The sequence below is a fragment of the Kitasatospora sp. NPDC056651 genome (genome assembly GCF_042792155.1).
In the GTDB taxonomy this organism is placed as follows: Bacteria; Actinomycetota; Actinomycetes; order Streptomycetales; family Streptomycetaceae; genus Kitasatospora.
On sequence record NZ_JBHTWX010000154.1, the window covers coordinates 1 to 15,830 of the forward strand.

14 protein-coding genes and 1 pseudogene are annotated in these 15,830 nt (G+C 71.6%); 7 read left to right on the plus strand and 8 right to left on the minus strand.

Annotated elements, in window-relative coordinates:
* The 3 genes and pseudogenes from ACFRAR_RS36060 to ACFRAR_RS36070 form a co-directional block, all read right to left on the minus strand.
* A pseudogene (locus ACFRAR_RS36060) lies at positions 1-903 on the minus strand (hypothetical protein); the annotation flags it as partial.
* Positions 890-1,414, minus strand: a complete 525-nt coding sequence (locus tag ACFRAR_RS36065; RefSeq protein WP_380704177.1) for a SigE family RNA polymerase sigma factor — start codon at positions 1,412-1,414, stop codon at positions 890-892. The gene ACFRAR_RS36065 and the pseudogene ACFRAR_RS36060, both read right to left, overlap by 14 nt.
* A gap of 139 nt (positions 1,415-1,553) precedes the next feature.
* Positions 1,554-3,230: a hypothetical protein gene (locus ACFRAR_RS36070; protein ID WP_380704179.1), complete on the minus strand. Its 1,677-nt coding sequence runs from the start codon at positions 3,228-3,230 to the stop codon at positions 1,554-1,556.
* A 270-nt stretch (positions 3,231-3,500) separates the two neighbouring features.
* On the opposite strand from ACFRAR_RS36070, the gene ACFRAR_RS36075 reads away from it, so the two are divergent.
* The 3 genes from ACFRAR_RS36075 to ACFRAR_RS36085 are packed head-to-tail and all read left to right on the plus strand — an operon-like array spanning position 3,501 to position 6,093.
* Complete coding sequence (locus tag ACFRAR_RS36075; protein WP_380704181.1) at positions 3,501-4,559, plus strand: NAD-dependent epimerase/dehydratase family protein; 1,059 nt, start codon at positions 3,501-3,503, stop codon at positions 4,557-4,559.
* Between the two features lie 59 nt (positions 4,560-4,618).
* Positions 4,619-5,113: an NUDIX domain-containing protein gene (locus tag ACFRAR_RS36080; RefSeq protein WP_380704183.1), complete on the plus strand. Its 495-nt coding sequence runs from the start codon at positions 4,619-4,621 to the stop codon at positions 5,111-5,113.
* Positions 5,110-6,093 carry a galactokinase gene (locus ACFRAR_RS36085; protein WP_380704185.1) on the plus strand — a complete coding sequence of 328 codons (984 nt, stop codon included), beginning with the start codon at positions 5,110-5,112 and terminating at the stop codon, positions 6,091-6,093. Before ACFRAR_RS36080 ends, ACFRAR_RS36085 begins: the two co-directional genes overlap by 4 nt.
* Positions 6,094-6,096: 3 nt before the next feature.
* On the opposite strand, the gene ACFRAR_RS36090 is transcribed toward ACFRAR_RS36085, so the two are convergent.
* The 4 genes from ACFRAR_RS36090 to ACFRAR_RS36105 all read right to left on the minus strand — a co-directional run bounded on the left by ACFRAR_RS36090 (position 6,097) and on the right by ACFRAR_RS36105 (position 10,274).
* Complete coding sequence (locus ACFRAR_RS36090) at positions 6,097-7,197, minus strand: radical SAM protein (protein ID WP_380704187.1); 1,101 nt, start codon at positions 7,195-7,197, stop codon at positions 6,097-6,099.
* Positions 7,198-7,259: 62 nt separating this feature from the next.
* A complete protein-coding gene (locus ACFRAR_RS36095; RefSeq protein ID WP_380704189.1) occupies positions 7,260-8,084 on the minus strand; it encodes a carbohydrate ABC transporter permease in 825 nt (274 codons plus the stop codon).
* On the minus strand, positions 8,081-8,995 hold the full coding sequence (locus ACFRAR_RS36100; protein WP_380704191.1) for a carbohydrate ABC transporter permease: 915 nt from the start codon (positions 8,993-8,995) through the stop codon (positions 8,081-8,083). The genes ACFRAR_RS36095 and ACFRAR_RS36100 overlap by 4 nt, the downstream gene beginning before the upstream one ends.
* Positions 8,985-10,274: an extracellular solute-binding protein gene (locus ACFRAR_RS36105; RefSeq protein ID WP_380704193.1), complete on the minus strand. Its 1,290-nt coding sequence runs from the start codon at positions 10,272-10,274 to the stop codon at positions 8,985-8,987. The genes ACFRAR_RS36100 and ACFRAR_RS36105 overlap by 11 nt, the downstream gene beginning before the upstream one ends.
* A 197-nt stretch (positions 10,275-10,471) precedes the next feature.
* Between ACFRAR_RS36105 and ACFRAR_RS36110 the strand changes: the two genes are divergently transcribed.
* On the plus strand, positions 10,472-11,644 hold the full coding sequence (locus ACFRAR_RS36110) for a serine/threonine protein kinase (protein WP_380704195.1): 1,173 nt from the start codon (positions 10,472-10,474) through the stop codon (positions 11,642-11,644).
* A gap of 10 nt (positions 11,645-11,654) precedes the next feature.
* A complete protein-coding gene (locus tag ACFRAR_RS36115; RefSeq protein WP_380704197.1) occupies positions 11,655-12,413 on the plus strand; it encodes an HAD family hydrolase in 759 nt (252 codons plus the stop codon).
* On the opposite strand, the gene ACFRAR_RS36120 is transcribed toward ACFRAR_RS36115, so the two are convergent.
* The gene (locus ACFRAR_RS36120) at positions 12,364-13,809 is read right to left on the minus strand and encodes a N,N-dimethylformamidase beta subunit family domain-containing protein (RefSeq protein ID WP_380704199.1); all 1,446 of its coding nucleotides are present in this window, start codon (positions 13,807-13,809) and stop codon (positions 12,364-12,366) included. The two genes, ACFRAR_RS36115 and ACFRAR_RS36120, sit on opposite strands and share 50 nt — an antisense overlap.
* A 238-nt stretch (positions 13,810-14,047) precedes the next feature.
* On the opposite strand from ACFRAR_RS36120, the gene ACFRAR_RS36125 reads away from it, so the two are divergent.
* Together ACFRAR_RS36125 and ACFRAR_RS36130 are read left to right on the plus strand one after the other, a co-directional pair.
* The gene (locus tag ACFRAR_RS36125; RefSeq protein ID WP_380704201.1) at positions 14,048-14,893 is read left to right on the plus strand and encodes a class I SAM-dependent methyltransferase; all 846 of its coding nucleotides are present in this window, start codon (positions 14,048-14,050) and stop codon (positions 14,891-14,893) included.
* A gap of 34 nt (positions 14,894-14,927) precedes the next feature.
* Complete coding sequence (locus ACFRAR_RS36130) at positions 14,928-15,698, plus strand: N-acetyltransferase (protein ID WP_380704203.1); 771 nt, start codon at positions 14,928-14,930, stop codon at positions 15,696-15,698.
* Positions 15,699-15,830: the final 132 nt, after the last annotated feature.

The following is a 15,830-nucleotide window of genomic DNA, read 5'->3' on the forward strand; positions in this document are numbered from 1 at the left end:
GGGCGCTCTTCGAGCAGGGGCTGCGGGCGCAGTTGGTGTTCTTCCAGCACGACGAGGTGATCGTGCACTGCCCGGCCGGGGAGACCGAGGCCGTCGCCGAGGCGATCCGCGCGGCGGGCTCGCGGCTGCCGGCCGGACCGAGTCGAACACCTGCCGTACCTGATGGAGCGTCAGGTCGGTGGGTTGCCGCAGACAGCCCGTCATTTCGACCACCACCTTGCGGTCCGCGCCGACGATGGCCCGGACGCCGACCAGCTCGCGGGTGGCACCGAGGATCGCGCAGCTCTCGTCGAGGCCGGAGTCGGTGAGTTCGGGCACGGTCACGGCGACCTTGTCGGCCAGCGTCTGGTCGTCGAGCAGCCGGAAGACGAGGACGGCGTCGCCGACGAGCAGCGGCCCGGAGGGCGTACAGCTGGCGGCCGCGCAGGGCGAGCCCAGCGGCCGGGTGCCGAGGTAGCCGAACCGGCGTTGCGGGTCGACGGCGGGGGCGGCCCGGCTCTGCCAGCCCTCCGGGACGTCGACGGCCATCTCCGGGAACACCGGGAAGGTGACCCGCGCCGTTGCCGGCGCTGTTGCCGATGCCGATGCCGATGCCGATACCGCCGCCGACACCGGAGCCTGGGCGGACGCGGCCGGCCCCAGTCCCGTCCCCCGCCCCGGTGCGGGGGCGAGCGCGGGAGCGGCGGCCAGCACGGCGGCGGTGAGGCCGGCCGTCAGCCCGGCCGCCAGCGCGACGGCCCGCCGCCGGCGCCTGGCCCGCTCGACCCGGGCGAGCACCCGGTCCATCCGGTCGTCCGGGGCGTCCAGCACCGGGACGGCCCGGTGCAGCAGGACCCGCAGCTCCTCCTCGTCGCTCCCGCCGTCCACCGGTCCGTCCGGGCCGATCAGGTCAGTTCCACGCACGGCGTCCTCCGTCCAGCAGGAGTTCCCGGGCCGGCAGCCGGCCGCGCAGCGCCGCGAGCGCCCGGTGCGTCTGGCTCTTGACGGTGCCCGTGCTGCAGCGCAGGATCTCGGCGGTCTCCTCGACGCCGAGGTCCTCGAAGAAGCGGAGCACCACCACCGCGCGTTGACGCGGTGGCAGCGACCGCACGGCCTCGGCGACCACCTGGCCGAGCACCACCTCGTCGTACGGGTCCACGCCCGGCGGCGGCTCCGGCAGCTCCCCGTGCGGCAGCTCCCCGGTCCAGCGGCGCCGCCACCGGGAGACGTGGCAGTTCACCAGCACCTTCCGCAGGTACGCCTCGGGCCGGTCGGGGGCGATCCGCCCCCACTTGGGCCACACTTTGGCGAGCGCGGTCTGCAGCAGGTCCTCGGCCTGGTGCGGGTCGCCGGTCAGCAGCCAGGCCACCCGCAGCAGCTTCGGCCCGCAGGCGGCCACGAACTCCTCGAAGTCCGGCGGTGTCGCGTTCGTCATCCTGCCGCTGCCCCCACCATGGTGCCCGTGTCGATCCTGTCCGGTGCGGCGGCCGGTCGGGCCGCGGTCTCGTCGTTTGTCTCACGGCACCTTGACGCGGTGGGGGGCGGACGGGGTTGCCCGCCGGACTCCGAAGAGGTCAGAGCGTGGTGAGCAGCGTCCCCTCGTAGGCCAGCCACTGGGCGAACGCGTGCAGTCCCTTGGCCTGTTCGGTCGCCGCCGTCCAGCCGGGCGGGCGGGGGCCGGCCGCGAGTTCGGGCCGGGGGGCGGGGAGTCCGGGCGCCGAGGGTTCGGCCCGTACCGGCACCGGGCGGACCGCCGCGTGCACGGCCTGCGCCACCGCGCCGACCGTGGTGGGCTTCTCGTCGGCGACGGTCAGGGCGTGGGTGGCGGGCCGGGTGCGGAGCACCGCCGCCACGGCGTCGGCCAGGTCGTCCACGTACACGGGGGAGACCTCGGCTTCCGGGTCCCCCTGGACGACCACCGGCCGGCTGCGCAGGGCGTCCCAGACCATGCGCCCGATGGGCGTCTCCCGGGAGCAGCCCGGCCCGTACAGTTCGCCCACGGTCAGGGTGTAGGGCTTCGGGTCGTCGAGCGGGCGGACGGTCAGCGTGCCGCCCGAGGCCGGCCCGCGCAGGCCGGTCAGGTCGAGGACGGCGTCGGGTGCCCCGTCCTCGGTCAGGTCGGCGAGCCGCCGGACGAGGTGCTCGCCCAGCGGCGTCGCCCCGCCGCGCACGGTGAGGCCGGCGCGTGGCCGGGAGCGGCCGGCGGACGGCCGGTCGGCGGCCTCGCGCCCGGCGGCCAGCGCGCGGCGCGCCACGTCCGCCAGGGCCTCGCGGCGTTCGGCGATCCGCTCCTCGGTGCTGGTGTTGCTGATGCCGCCGGGCCCGATCGTCGCCATCGCCTCGGCGTACACCTCGGGCCGCTCCAGTGGTCCTTCGGCGGTGCCCAGGCCCCGGCGGGCGGCCTCGTGGCCCATGGCGAGGGCGGTGAGCCAGGTCCCCCGGACGTCCGGGGCGTCGGCCTCGGGACCGGGCGGGGTGAACAGCGAACCGGGCAGGCCGAGGCCGCGCAGGTACTGCTCGCTGTCCATGTGCAGCCACCGCTCGGGGCCCGGGCCGGGGACCCGCACCGCGCAGCGGGCGATGCCGTACTTGAAGAAGGGCAGCACCGTCAGGCCGGTCAGCCGGGTCCCCTCGTCGCCGGGCCGGTCGTCGGGCAGGAAGCAGACCGACCGGCGGGGCCCCCGGAAGGCGTTTCCCGAGATCGAGCCGCGGTCCTCGTGCTCGGCGAGGTTGGGGACGGAGACGTAGCGGGGGACGCCGTTCTCGGTGAGGTAACGGTGCATCAGGATGTCGTCGGGCCAGGCGTTCAGGCGTTGCCGTCCGTAGTGGACGAAGCCCTCGGCGACGGCTCGGGGCAGCACGATGGCGACGCAGGGGAAGTACTCGTTGACCGCGCCGACCCAGCGGGCACCGGCCATGGCGCCGAACCGGATCGCGGCGCCGTTGCGGGAGTCCCACAGGGCGAACAGGGCCAGCGCCGCGTCCGGCATCGCGTCAATGGCGAGACGGACCCGTTCGAAGAACGATTCGGACAACAACATGTCGTCCTGTACGACCAGTTGATGGGTGGCTCCGTCCTCGACGGAGTCCCAGGCGGCGAGCGCCGTGCGCAGCACCGAGGGGGTGCCGGTCGGGTCCGGGTCCATCACGACGCGCAGTGCTCCGGGCGGCGCTGCCTGGGCCATCCGCTCGGCGGCCCGTAGACGCTTGGGGTGGGTCATGACCACTCCGCTGAGCTGATGGCTCGTCACGTGATTTCCCTCTCTACGGTGGGGCGTGGGTGACTTGACGGCATTCGTGGAACACCGGGCTATTACGGGTGCCACTGATTCCGGACAGTACGGATCACGCCGAGAGCTGGCAAGAGTGCCGAATTAGCACTGGCGGAACGGTTGGTGCGACACGGATGCTGGGCTGGCACGCCGCCTTCAGTGTGAAGCCTGGGGCTGTCTGTGAGTGCGCATCCCGAATTCGCCGTCTTTACGGAAGGGACACCCATGTCCACTGGATCGTCTGTGCCGTTGAACGAAGCCGAAACCGACGGCGTGGAGAGCGTCGAATCCCGGTTGGAGAAACTCCGCGACGCCCGCGTCGTCGTGACGGGAGGCGGGGGCCTGGTCGGCAGCCGGCTCACCGCCCTGCTGTGCCGGGCCGGTGCCGACGTGGCCGTCCTGGACCGGATGGACGCCTACCCCGAGTCCGGCCACTCGCTCTTCGGAGTGGAGAAGAGCGAGGCCAGGCTCGTCGTCGGCGACATCTGCGACCGCGAGGTGGTCGCCGGGCTGGTCCGGGAGGCCGACTTCGTGGTCCACGCGGCCGCCTACGCGGACGTGGCCGCCTGTACCCGGAACCCCGACATCGCCTTCCGGGCCAATGTCCAGGGCACCCAGATCGTCCTGGAGGAGGCGCTGCGGTCGGACGTCCGCCGACTGGTGCTGGTCTCCTCGGCGTCCGTGTACGGCGACGGCCCCACCGATGAGCCCGGGCCGCACGTGTTCCACGAGGACCAGGCGCTGTTCCCGCTGTCGGTGTACGCGAACGGCAAGTTGTGGGCGGAGCACCAGGCCCGGCTGATGCTGGGGGCCGCGGGCGGCTGCGAGTACGCGATCGTCCGGTACTTCTCGGTGTACGGGGAGCCGCAGATCCCGAAGCCGGGCAGCCACTCCTGGATGGTCCCCTGGCTGTCCCTCCAGGCCAAGCTGGGCCGCCCGATGCGGTTGAACGGGGGCGGCGTCCAGGTGCGTGACATGGTCCACGTCGAGGACATCGCCGCGGCGACGGCGCTCGCCCTCGTGGAGGAGGGAATGGCGGGCCAGACGGTGAACGTCGGCACCGGGCGCCCGACGTCCATCCGGGAGGTCGCGGACCTGCTGATGCCCTACTTCCCGGACGCGCGCCGGATCGTCACCCCGCGCCCCGAGGGCGACCCGCTCGGCGGGTACGCCTCCACGGAGCGCTGCCGGGAGCTGCTGCGCTGGCAGGCCGCGATCACCGTGCCGCAGGGCGTCGAGCGGTACGTGCGGTGGCTGGAGGCGACGCCGGAGGCGGTCCCGCGCTGGCTGACGGAGGAGAGCGCGTGACAGTCTGTGGCCCCGTGGACGTCCGCCGTGCGGCGGGCGCGGGAGGAGGTGGTGCGGGTATGGGATACGTCGGGTCCTACGTGTGGTCGCTGCGTCAGAAGGTGGGCGGCCGGAGGCTGTTGTTGCCGGGGGCCCAGGTCCTGCTGATCGACGGGGACGGCCGGGGGCTGTTCCAGCAGCGGGTCGACAACGGCGTGTGGGAGCTGCCGGCGGGCGCCTGCGAGGAGGACGGGGGCTTCGCCGACGCCGCCGTCCGGGAGGTCGCGGAGGAGACCGGGCTGCGGGTCGAGAAGGAGGACCTGGTGGCCTTCGGGTCGCTGTCCGACCCGGCGGTGCACACGCTGACCTACCCGAACGGGGACGTCAACCACTGCTTCGCGCTCTGCTTCGTGGCCCGGCGCTGGTCCGGGGAGCTCGCCCCGGGGGCGGACGAGGTGCGCCGGGCGGAGTTCCGTCCGCTGGGTGACCCTCCCGCGCCGCTGCACCCGCCCACGCGGGTGGTGCTGTCGATGTACCAGGCGTTCGTTGCCGACGGAAGGTTCCAGGCGAAGTGAGCGACGTGCAACAGATCCGGGCGGCGGTGTCCTGCCGGGCGTGCCTGTCGGGGGAGGACCTGGACTGGCTGGGCGGCGGCCGCTCGGTCAGTCTGGCCCTCGACCTGCCGACCACGGTCGAGATCGTGCCCGGCGCACCGCCGGAGACGGCGGAGGACGGCTGGCCGGTCCAGGTGTGGGCGTTCCTGCGTGAGCGGCTGCCCGGGCTGGCGGCTACCCCGCCGGGCGTCCGCGTCCACAGCGAGGCGCCCTCGGCGAGCGGGCTGTCCTCGTCCACGGCGCTGATCGTGGCGCTGTTCCGGGCGTTCGCCGAGGCGGGCTCGCCGGACGGCGAGCGGGTGCCGGACGGCTTGATCGTCCAGTGGGCGTACGAGTTCGAGTTCGAGCGCTTCAACGGCGGCGGCATGGACCACCTGGCCGTCGCCGAGGGCGGCGCGCTGCTGATCGACGGCCGGGAGCGGGGGTTGCCGGTCGTCCTGGAGCGGCTGGAGTTCCCGGAGGACTGGCGGGTGGTGGTGGTCGACTCGGGCACCCGGAAGAACACCGGCGACCACATCCGTACGGTCCGGGCGCAGCTGGCGGGCGGCGATCCCGCCCTGGCGGCGTACCGGGCCGAGGCCGACCGGGCGTCGGCCGAGGCGTGGGCGGCGCTGCGCGGGCGCGACCACGAGGCGCTGGGCGCGGCGATGGCCCGGGCGCACGCGGCGATGCGCGACCACCAGGGCATGTCGACCCCGCTCCTGGAGGCGCTGCGGTCGCTGGCGCTGGACGTCGTCGGCCTGCCGCTGAAGCTCAGCGGGGCCGGCGGTGGCGGCTCGTTGGTCGGGGTGTGCCCCGAGGCCAACGCGCCCGCGGTGGCGGCCCGGCTGGCCGACGCGCTGCGCGAACCGTTCCCCCGGGCACGGGTGATCCCCACCCGGGCGGCCGCTGGGAAGCGGGGCGCCCGGGTGGGGACCGGGGTCGGCGTCAGCGCGGACTGACGGTCACAGGAACGGGTCGTAGTCCTCCGTCTGGGGGACTGCGCCCGTTCCCTGCGCTATCTGCGCCAGTTCCAGGTTGGAGCGGTGCCGGGCGCAGTGGAAGCGGCAGTCCCGGCTCGGGTCGATGATGCCGCGGTCCGAGTTCTTCCAGATGTCGACGAGGCTGTCGGTGACGGCGTCGCCGATCCGGGCCATCGGGCTGCCCCGGTGGTAGGCGCACACGTACACGCCGGACGGGGTGACGAGCGTCCGCAGCTCGGCGACCTGGCACCGGTGGTAGTCCTTGGGCTGGATGGGCCCGGTGTGCCGGCGCAGCGAGGTGAGCGTGGAGGAGTTGATGAGCTGGAAGGTGTCGCTCTGCAACTTCTCGGCGGCTTCGGCGAGTTGCTGGTCGACTGATTCGAGGATGCCCTGCGACACCTGGATGACGTGGTGCTCGTCGTCGAACATGGCCTTGGTCTCGAAGTAGTCGCAGCCGATGTCGTGGGCGAGCTCGGCGGCGCGCAGGACCTCCGTGTGGTTGGTGACGAAGCGGCCGTCCGGCTCCTGGCGGGTCATCACCAGGAAGGAGTAGCCGAGGGAGCCGGTCTTCGCCTCGGCGAGCAGCCGCATGTTCGCGACCACCTTGTCGAAGACGCTGCGGCCCTTGCGGTCGGGGCGGAAGAGACCGTAGGTCTCGGCGGTGCCGGCGTCCATGGAGACCCGGACCCAGCTGGCGTAGCGGGCGAGTTCGTCGAGGTTCTTGTCGATCATGGTGCCGTTGGTGACGACCCCGATGGCGATCCCGGCCTCGCCGAGGATCCGCAGGACCCGGCGGGTGCCGCGGTGGGCGAGCGGTTCGCCGCCGCCGATGAGGACCACGCCCCGGACGGACATGGAGACGAGCTCCTCGGCGAGCGCGGCCAGCCGCTCGGGGGTGAACCGGCCCTGGTTGAGCAGCTTCCCGCTGATGCACTCGGGGCAGGCGAGGTCGCAGAAGGTCGTCGGGTCGAGGTCGACGATCAGGGGTGCCTCGGACGGGTCGCCGGAGGCGGCTTGCAGGATGCGGGGCCAGCCCGCGGGCTGGTACAGCTTGGAGACGAGATCGAGACGATCATGCGTCACGGAGTCCTCCTGAGGACGTGAAAGGGGTGCCGCCGACCGGGTCGGCGCCTTCCGTGTTCGGGTCAGCCCTTGACGGCGCCGGCGGCGAGGCCGGACGCGATCCTGCGCTGGACGATGAGGAAGAAGACGACGACCGGCAGGGCGGTCAGCGTGGCACCCGCCATGAGACCGCCGTAGTCGGTCCCGAAGCTGGTCTGGAAGGAGACCAGCCAGATGCTGACGGTCTGTTTCTTCGGGCTGGACAGCAGGACGTAGACGAGGACGTACTCGTTCCACGCCTGGACGAGCGCGAAGACCGAGGTGGCGACGATGCCGGGCGCGAGCAGCGGGAGTACCACCCGACGGAACGCGCCGAGGCGGCCGCACCCGTCGACCATGGCGGCCTCCTCCAGTTCCACCGGTACCCCGGCGATGAACCCGCGCAGCATCCACACCGTGAACGGCAGGGTGAACACCAGGTAGGTGATGATCACCCCGGCGATGCTGTCGGTCATCCCGACGTCGTTCAGCAGCAGGTACACCGGGATGATCAGGGCGGTGAGCGGGACCATCTGGACGACGAGGATCACCACCACGAACGCCCGGCGGCCCAGGAACCGGAAGCGGGCCAGGGCGAAGGCGGCCAGGGTGCCGACGAGCAGGGACACCAGTACGGTGCCGACGCCGATGACGACGCTGGACTGCACGTTGTCCCAGAAGGTCTCGCTGTTCAGGGCCCGGGTGAAGTTGGCCAGCGTGGGCTGGCCCGGCCAGAAGTGCGGTGGCAGGCTCAGGATCTCGGTGGCCGGCCGGAACGCGGTGAGCACCATCCAGTAGACGGGGAAGCCGACCACCGCGGCCACGACCAGTCCCAGCAGGTCGTGGCCCAGCGACCTGCGTCGCCTCATTCGATCTCTCCCGTCCTGAGCATCTGGCGCAGATAGACGACCGACCCGGCGAGCAGCAGCACGACGGTCACCAGCGCGATCGCCGCACCGGTGCTGTAGCGGTTGACGGCGAACGACTCGATGAAGGAGTAGATGCCGAGCAGGTAGTACTCCCGCTCGGGCTGGCCGCCGCGCATGAGCCAGATCTGGTTGAACACGCCGAAGTTCCAGATGGCCATCAGCGTGGTGACCATGAGCAGGACCGGCCTGATCACGGGGATGGTGACGTGCCGGAAGACCTGGAAGGGCCGGGCGCCGTCGAGCACCGCGGACTCCTCCAGCTCCGGCGGGACCTGCGCCAGCGCGGCCCGGAGGGTGATCGCCGCGAACGGCAGCGATCCCCACACCACGACCGCGACGATGACGCCGAAGCCCTCCCAGGGGTTGGTGAACCAGTTGTGCTTGGCCAGGTCGACCCCGGGCAGCCGGGACAGCGTCCAGTTCACCACGCCGTAGTCGGCGTCGAAGAGCCAGCGGAAGATCGACGCGGCGACCATGGCGGGCATCGACCACACCGTGACCAGCACGCCCGCGATGACGGCGCGCACCCACGGGGAGACGCGGTGCATCAGCATCGCGGTGAACAGCCCGCAGGCCACCGTCAGGGCGACGCTCACGGCGGTGAACAGCAGGGTGCGGAACACCACCGTCCAGAAGAACCCGTCACCGAGGATCCGCCGGAACTGCTCCAGGCCGGCCCACGGCGGCGTCGCACCGCTGAACAGCTGTTCGCGGGTCATGTCCTGGAAGGCGAGCACGACCATGTCCACCAGCGGGTAGCCGAGGACGAGGACGAGCGCGATGACGGTCGGGCCGATCAGCAGGTACGGCAGCAGCGGTGACCGCCGCCGCCGGACCCGGTCACCGCTCATTGATCACGGCGTCGATCCGCTTGTCGGCGTCCTTGGTGGCGTCCTGTACCGAGGCCTTGCCGTTGGCGATCCGCTCCAGCATCTCGGGAAGGATGTTGGACTTCTCCACCGACGTCCAGCCGGGTGCGAACGGGGTCATCCAGCCGCCGGTCTGGGCCGCCTGGGCGGCCGGTCCGTTGATGCCGCCGGCGGCGACCTCGGCCATCTGGGTGGTGTTGTTGGGCAGGGTGTTGGCCGCGATCAGCGCCTTCTGCGAGTCCCGGTCGGTGAACATCTTGATCCAGTCGGCGGCCAGGTCCTTGCGGGAGGACTTGGCCGGAACGGCCAGGGTGGAGCCGCCGAGGAACGGCGGCAGGAGCTTCCCGGACGGGCCGGGGAAGGGGAAGGTGTCGAACTTGCCCTTCAGCTTCGGGTCTCCGCCGACGCCCGGGTCGACGGCGGAGTCCGCCTCCCAGGTGTTGCCGTAGAAGACGCCGACGTGGCCCTGGCCGACGACGGCCGGCTCGTCGCTGTTGTCCTTGGCACGGTCACCGACGTAGTAGGAGTCGATCAGCCGCTTCCACTCGGTGAGACCGGCGACGGAGGCGGGGGAGGAGAGCGAGGCCTTCCAGCGGTTGCCGTCCTTCACCGCGATCTCGCCGCCGGCGTCCTTCACGAAGGCCATGGCGGCGTACCAGTAGCGGCCGGGCATGTAGAAGGAGGAGAAGTTCGGGTCGCCGGCACCGAAGGTGTTCTTCAACTTGTCGAGCGCGGAGGTCAGATCGGCGTAGGTCTTCGGGGCCCCGGGGACGCCGGCCTGGGTGAAGAGGTCGCTGCGGTAGACGCCGACCCGGGCTCCGACGTAGTAGGGCACGCAATAGGTCTTGCCGTCGCTGCGACAGGCGTCGGCCAGGGCCGGCAGCCAGGCGTCCGACTGGTCGTAGTGGGCCGGGTCGATCGGCGCGAAGGCGTTGTTGACGATGTAGTTGGTGGTCTCGCTGTTGCCCATCTCCACCACGTCGGGCACGTTCTTCCCGGCGAGGACGGCGTCCAGCTTCTGGTTCTTGGTGGGCCACTGCTGGTACTGGACCTCGACCTGGACGCCGGGGTGCGCCTTGGTGAAACGGTCATTAGTGGACTGGACCAATTGTGGCCAACTCTCCTGGGCGTCCACGGCCAGCCAGACGGTCAGCTTGCCGCCCGAATCGGAGCCTCCGCCCGAGCTTCCGCCGCATCCGGCGGCGGCCAGGGACAGGAGTAACGCCAGTACAGCAGGGCGACTGGACATGCGAATGGTCATGGGGGTCTCCAAGTTCGCTATGGGGGTGGTCTTCTGACTACCCATCTGATCACTCGCAGTAGCAGAGGTATAGACATTCGGCCGGAAGATGACGTTCAGCGTCCCACGGAGGGTGCAGTGCCTTGACTACTCCTGGGTCGCACGAGCAGGTTGGGCCTCTGCGATACCCACGTGACCCCGATGCGAAGGGCTTGTACGTGACCGAGCAGACGACTGCCGCGCCCGATGTGACTTCCGAGACCGACCGTCCGGTGCGGGTCAACGCCTGGAACGGCTGGGACCCGCTGCGCCATGTGATCGTCGGGCGCGCCGAGGGCACCGTGGTCCAGGCCCCCGAGCCCGCCGTCCGCCGGGACTACCCGGACGACGGCTTCCCGCTGGGCACCTTCGGCCCGATGCCCGAGGACATGGTCGCCGAGGCGGAGGAGCAGCTCGACGACTTCGCCGCGATGCTCCAGCGCCGCGGCATCCGGGTGGACCGCCCCACCCCGATCGACTTCAACCAGCAGGTCAGCACGCCCGAGTGGACCCAGGACTCCATGTTCGGCTGCATGCCGCCCCGGGACATCCTGCTGACCGTCGGCAACGAGGTCCTGGAAGCGACCATGTCGTACCGCAGCCGCTGGCACGAGTACCTGGCCTACCGCCCGCTGCTGCAGAACCTCTTCGACTCCGACGAGCGCATGCGCTGGGAGGCCGCCCCGAAGCCGCGGCTCAGCGACGCCTCGTACAACACCGAGTTCTGGGACACCTACAACGACCTGCCGACCGACGTGCAGCTGGCCCGGGTCCGCGACTACGACCTGGTGCTGACCGAGGCCGAGCCCCTGTTCGACGCGGCCGACGTCGCCCGCTTCGGCAAGGACCTGTTCGTCCAGCTGTCCTTCGTCACCAACAAGAGCGGCTACCAGTGGCTCAAGCGCCACTTCCCCGACCACCGGGTGCACGCCGTCACCTCCACCAACACCCACCCGCTGCACATCGACGCCACCTGGGTGCCGCTGCGCCCCGGCCTGGTGCTGCACTGCGGCGAGCGGCTGGCGGACGCCGAACTGATGGAGTTCTTCCGGCTCAACGACTGGGAGATCATCGAGGCGGTGCAGCCCGCGAGCTGGGACCACCCGCCGAAGCTGTCGTTCTGCAGCCCGTGGCTGGCCGGCAACATGCTCAACCTCGACGAGAACACCCTGTGCATCGAGGAGAAGGAGGTCAAGCTCTCGGAGCAGCTGTCCTCCTACGGCTTCGAGATCGTGCCGGTGCCGTTCCGGGCGGTCGGGCCGTTCGGCGGCGGTCTGCACTGCGCGACGGTCGACATCGAGCGGGAGGGCACGCTCCAGGACTACTTCCCGCGCCGGCACGGCCGTTACTGAGGACGGTCGGGTGTCCCGGGTACTGCCGCCGGAGGTCCGTGCCGTCGTCTTCGACTTCTACGGAACGCTGGCGCGGATGGTCGAACCGCTGCCGCCCGACCACCGTGCGATCTTCGAACGCCGGGGTCTCGCCGCCCAGGGCGCCCGCTGGGGCGACCAGTGGGCGGTGGGCCCCGCCGAGGGGGAGGAGCACGCGGTCCACTCCGTCGGTGAACTCACCTACCACCATTGGGAGTTGGAAAGGCTACGGCGTAGGGCGCGGTCCTGCGGGGTGCCGGAGGGCGAGCTGGACGGCCTGGTCGGGGAGATCGACCGGGCCATGAAGGCCGTCCGGCTGGAGCTCTTCGACGACGTCCGTCCCGTCCTCGCGGAGCTGCGCGACCGGGGACTGCGGGTCGGGCTGTGCTCCAACTGGTTCTGGAACCTGGAGGATTGCGTCGAGGAGGTCGGCCTCGGCCCGGCGGTCGACTTCGTCGTCGGCTCCGCCCGGGCCGGGGCGCGCAAGCCGCACCCGCTGATCTACCGGGTCCTGCTGGAGCGGTGCGCCCTGCCGCCCGGTGAGGTGCTGTTCGTCGGCGACATGTGGGCGCCCGACGTCATCGGCCCGCTCGACGCCGGGATGCGGTCCGTCCACCTGTGCCGGCCGGACCCGGCGGTGCGCGGATCCGAGCCGCCCCTGCCGAACGGGGCGGTCCGGATCCGCGGACTGCGGGAGTTGCTCACGGACGCGCCGTACGGTGCCGCAACCGCTCCAGGAGGTTGCGGGTGATCCGCACGACACCGGCGTCCTGCTCGTGACCGCAGACCACCGGCCAGTCGGTGGTGCCCGCGGTGAACACGGTGCCGCCGGCGGTGTGGATCCCCATCGTCGCGGCCCTCGGGGAACGGCCCGGCTCACGGGCCGGGCCGTTCCAGTGGCTCCACTTGAAGTCGTGGAAGTCCTCGTGGACCGGTTCGAGGACGTAGATGCCGAGGATGAGGAACGAGTCGGGGGTGCCGTCCTCGCCGGTCGCGCGGGCGACCCCGTCGGCGTCCCGGGTGTAGTCGGCGCCGTCGCACTCGTACCCGACGAGCGGGGTGCCCGCGCCGAGCCGGTCGGGCTCGCCGCCGTCGGAGCCGTCGCGCAGCCCGGTGCCGGCGAAGACCCAGTGGTCGGCGTGCTGCACGGTGTACCCGTCGCGCGGACGGTCCCCGGGCCATCCGGTGCTGCTCGCCCACATTCCGCCGTTGCGGAAACTCACCCCGGTGAGGGAGTTCTCCGGGCGGCCGACCCCGTCGGGCGCCGGGGGCCACCACTGGTCGGTCGCCGGAAGGTGCGGATAGTCGTCGCCCACGTGGTGGTCGGTGTCGGAGACGAAGGCGGTGTTCCGGTCGGTCACATGAATTCGCCACCAACAGGTGTTGGCGCTCAGGAAGGCGATGTTCCCGCCGTCCCGGACGAATCGCTCGGCATGGGCGCGCATCGCGTCGCTCCAGTATTCGTCGTGGCCGACGCTGAGCAGAAGACCGTACGAGGACAGCAGTTCCGGGTCCTCGTGGAGGTCGAGATCGGTGCAGAATTCGACCGGATAGTCGTTGCGTTCCAGCCAGGCTATGAACGGGGCGTCCCAGTAGGCGAGATCGATGACTCCGCCGGGCCGGTGCAGGCTCACCTTGTGCCCGCGGGGAGTCGCGTCCGGCAGGTACACGGGGTGGTCGTAGAGGCTGACGGCGCGGTCCTCGCCCGGGCGGTCGGAGCGGTTGTAGGCGTGCCGGGTGAAGGTCGACTTCTTGTAGAGGACGGTGGACCGGCTGCCCGCCCGCTTCGGCCGCACGACGAAGAACTCGCGCGCCGGGCCCTCGACGGTCGAGGCGTCGAGCAGGGGCGATTCGTCGTCCTCGACGAACTGGACCAGGTGCATTCCCGGGGTCCAGTCCTCGGGCACGGGCAGCGCGAGCGGCGGCCAGTCCCAGTCGTCGGCGGGCGAGGACCGGCCGGGGACGCCGTCGGGGTGCGGGGGCGGCAGGTGGAGCGAACCCGGGTACCAGTCGCTCTCCGCCACCGGCTCCAGTTCCCGTCCCAGCCGGTAGAACCTCAGCCGGAACCGGGGCGCGTCGGTGGAGACGTGCACCGTCAACTCGCCCCCGGAGGTGACGCTTTCCCTGCCGACATATCCCTCTATCATTCCGTCTCCCGGTGGCTCGGCCGATCGTCGAATAGGCATTCTGGTCGATTGCGGAGAATCTGGCAGGGGTTCCGCGGATATGGCGCGACAATGCCGTGAACCGGTCATTCAGGGCCGCCTTTCGGACAGCTGATCGAGCGGCCGGGTCCACTCTCCCCGGGCTGGGTAGGCCGGAATCCAGCCGCGTCCGCCGGCTGTTTGCGAATCCGTTGTTTCCGGCCATCGATGAGGAGTCCGCATGAGTCATGAATTCAGGGCACGGGAACTCGTTCTGGGGATCGAGGGGCTGGCGCTCCTGCGCAACGCCCTGGGCGGCGAGGAGAAGTTCCTCCGGGAGCGCGTGGAGGAGATCCGGCGCTTCGCCGCGGGCGACGAGAGACTGCCGGACGGCGGGGTCGACGTCAGCGAACTCGACGTCGCCGAGGGCTACGCCTCCTGGTCGGCGGTCTACGACTCGTTGCCCAACTCGTACATCGAGGTCGAGGAGCCCGTGCTGCACGGGATCCTCGACACCCTTCCGGTGGGCACCGCCCTCGACGCCGCCTGCGGCACCGGACGCCAGACCGGCGCCCTCGTCGCCCGCGGCCACCGCACCATCGGCGTCGACCAGTCGCCCGAGATGCTCGCCAAGGCCCGCGAGCGCGCCCCGGAGGCCGAGTTCCGGGCCGGGCACCTGGAGGACCTGCCGCTCGACGACGACTCGGTGGACCTCGCGGTCTGCTCGCTGGCCATGACCCACCTGGAGGACCTGTCGGCCGGAGTGGCCGAGCTGGCCCGGGTGGTGCGCCCCGGCGGCCGGATCCTCGTCTCGGACCTGCACCCGTTCGTCATCGCCCTCCAGGGGCAGTGCGTCTTCGTGCACGGCGCCGACGGGCTCGCGTTCGTGCGTAACCACGTCCACCTTCCCGGGCAGTACCTGAAGGCGTTCACGGATGCCGGGCTGCGGGTGCGGGGCCTCCACGAGCCGCTCTTCAACGGGCGTCTCGCGCCCGGTGGTTACGAGGAGTTCATCGCGGACGCGGCCCTCGCGGCCTGGGACGGACTGCCGATCGTCATCGTCTGGGACATCGAGGTCCCCGCGTAACCGCGGGGACCCACAGGAGAGAGAGGACAACCCGATGGCCCTGGTCGTGGTGACCCACGCGGAGCGCCCCGAACTGTGGGACAAGATGCCGGAACGCTTCGCCGGCATCGTGCCCGAGTACAACCTGCACGGAGATGTGAACGACGACTTCTGGGACCGGCTGTTCGAGGACTTCGCCGCGTACCAGTTCGTCCTGTACGACGAGGAGCGCGAGGCGGTGGCGGGAGCCGGCCGCTCCCTGCCGCGCACCTGGGACGGCACGGCCGCCGACCTCGGCCCCGGACTGGACGACTCCATCGCCCGGGCGTTCGCGGACCGGGACGCGGGCCGGCCGGCCGGCGCCCTGGTCGCGCTGGGCATCGAGGTCGCGGAGGACTACCAGCGCAGGGGCTTCTCCGGCCTGCTCCTCGGCGGGATGCACCAGGTGGCGCGGCAGGCCGGCCTGGACACCGTGCTGGTGCCGGTGCGGCCCACCTGGAAGGACCGGTACCCGCTGGTGCCGATCGAGCGGTACGCCGCCTGGCGGCGTGCGGACGGCGCCCCGTTCGACCCGTGGATCCGCACCCAGGTGGGCGCCGGCGGCGCGGTCGCCGGCGCCTCGGAGCAGTCGTCCCGGATCACCGGGACGGTCGCCGAGTGGGAGCAGTGGACCGGCATCGACTACCCGGAGAGCGGCGACTACGTCTTCCCCGGCGGCCTCTCCCTGCTGCGGATCGACCGGGAGCGCGACCTCGGCGCGTACTGGGAGCCCGGGGTGTGGATCACCCATCCGGTCAAGCCCGAGTCAGCCGCTCCCCGGCCCTGACGGCGGTCCACGCGAACGCGGCCATCAGCCGCACCTCCTCCGGTCCGGCCTCGGGGCGGCGCTCGGGCGGCAGGCCGGCGGGTCCGGCGGTCGCCACCGCGGCGTCCCGCAGCCGGGCGAGGGACTCCGGCC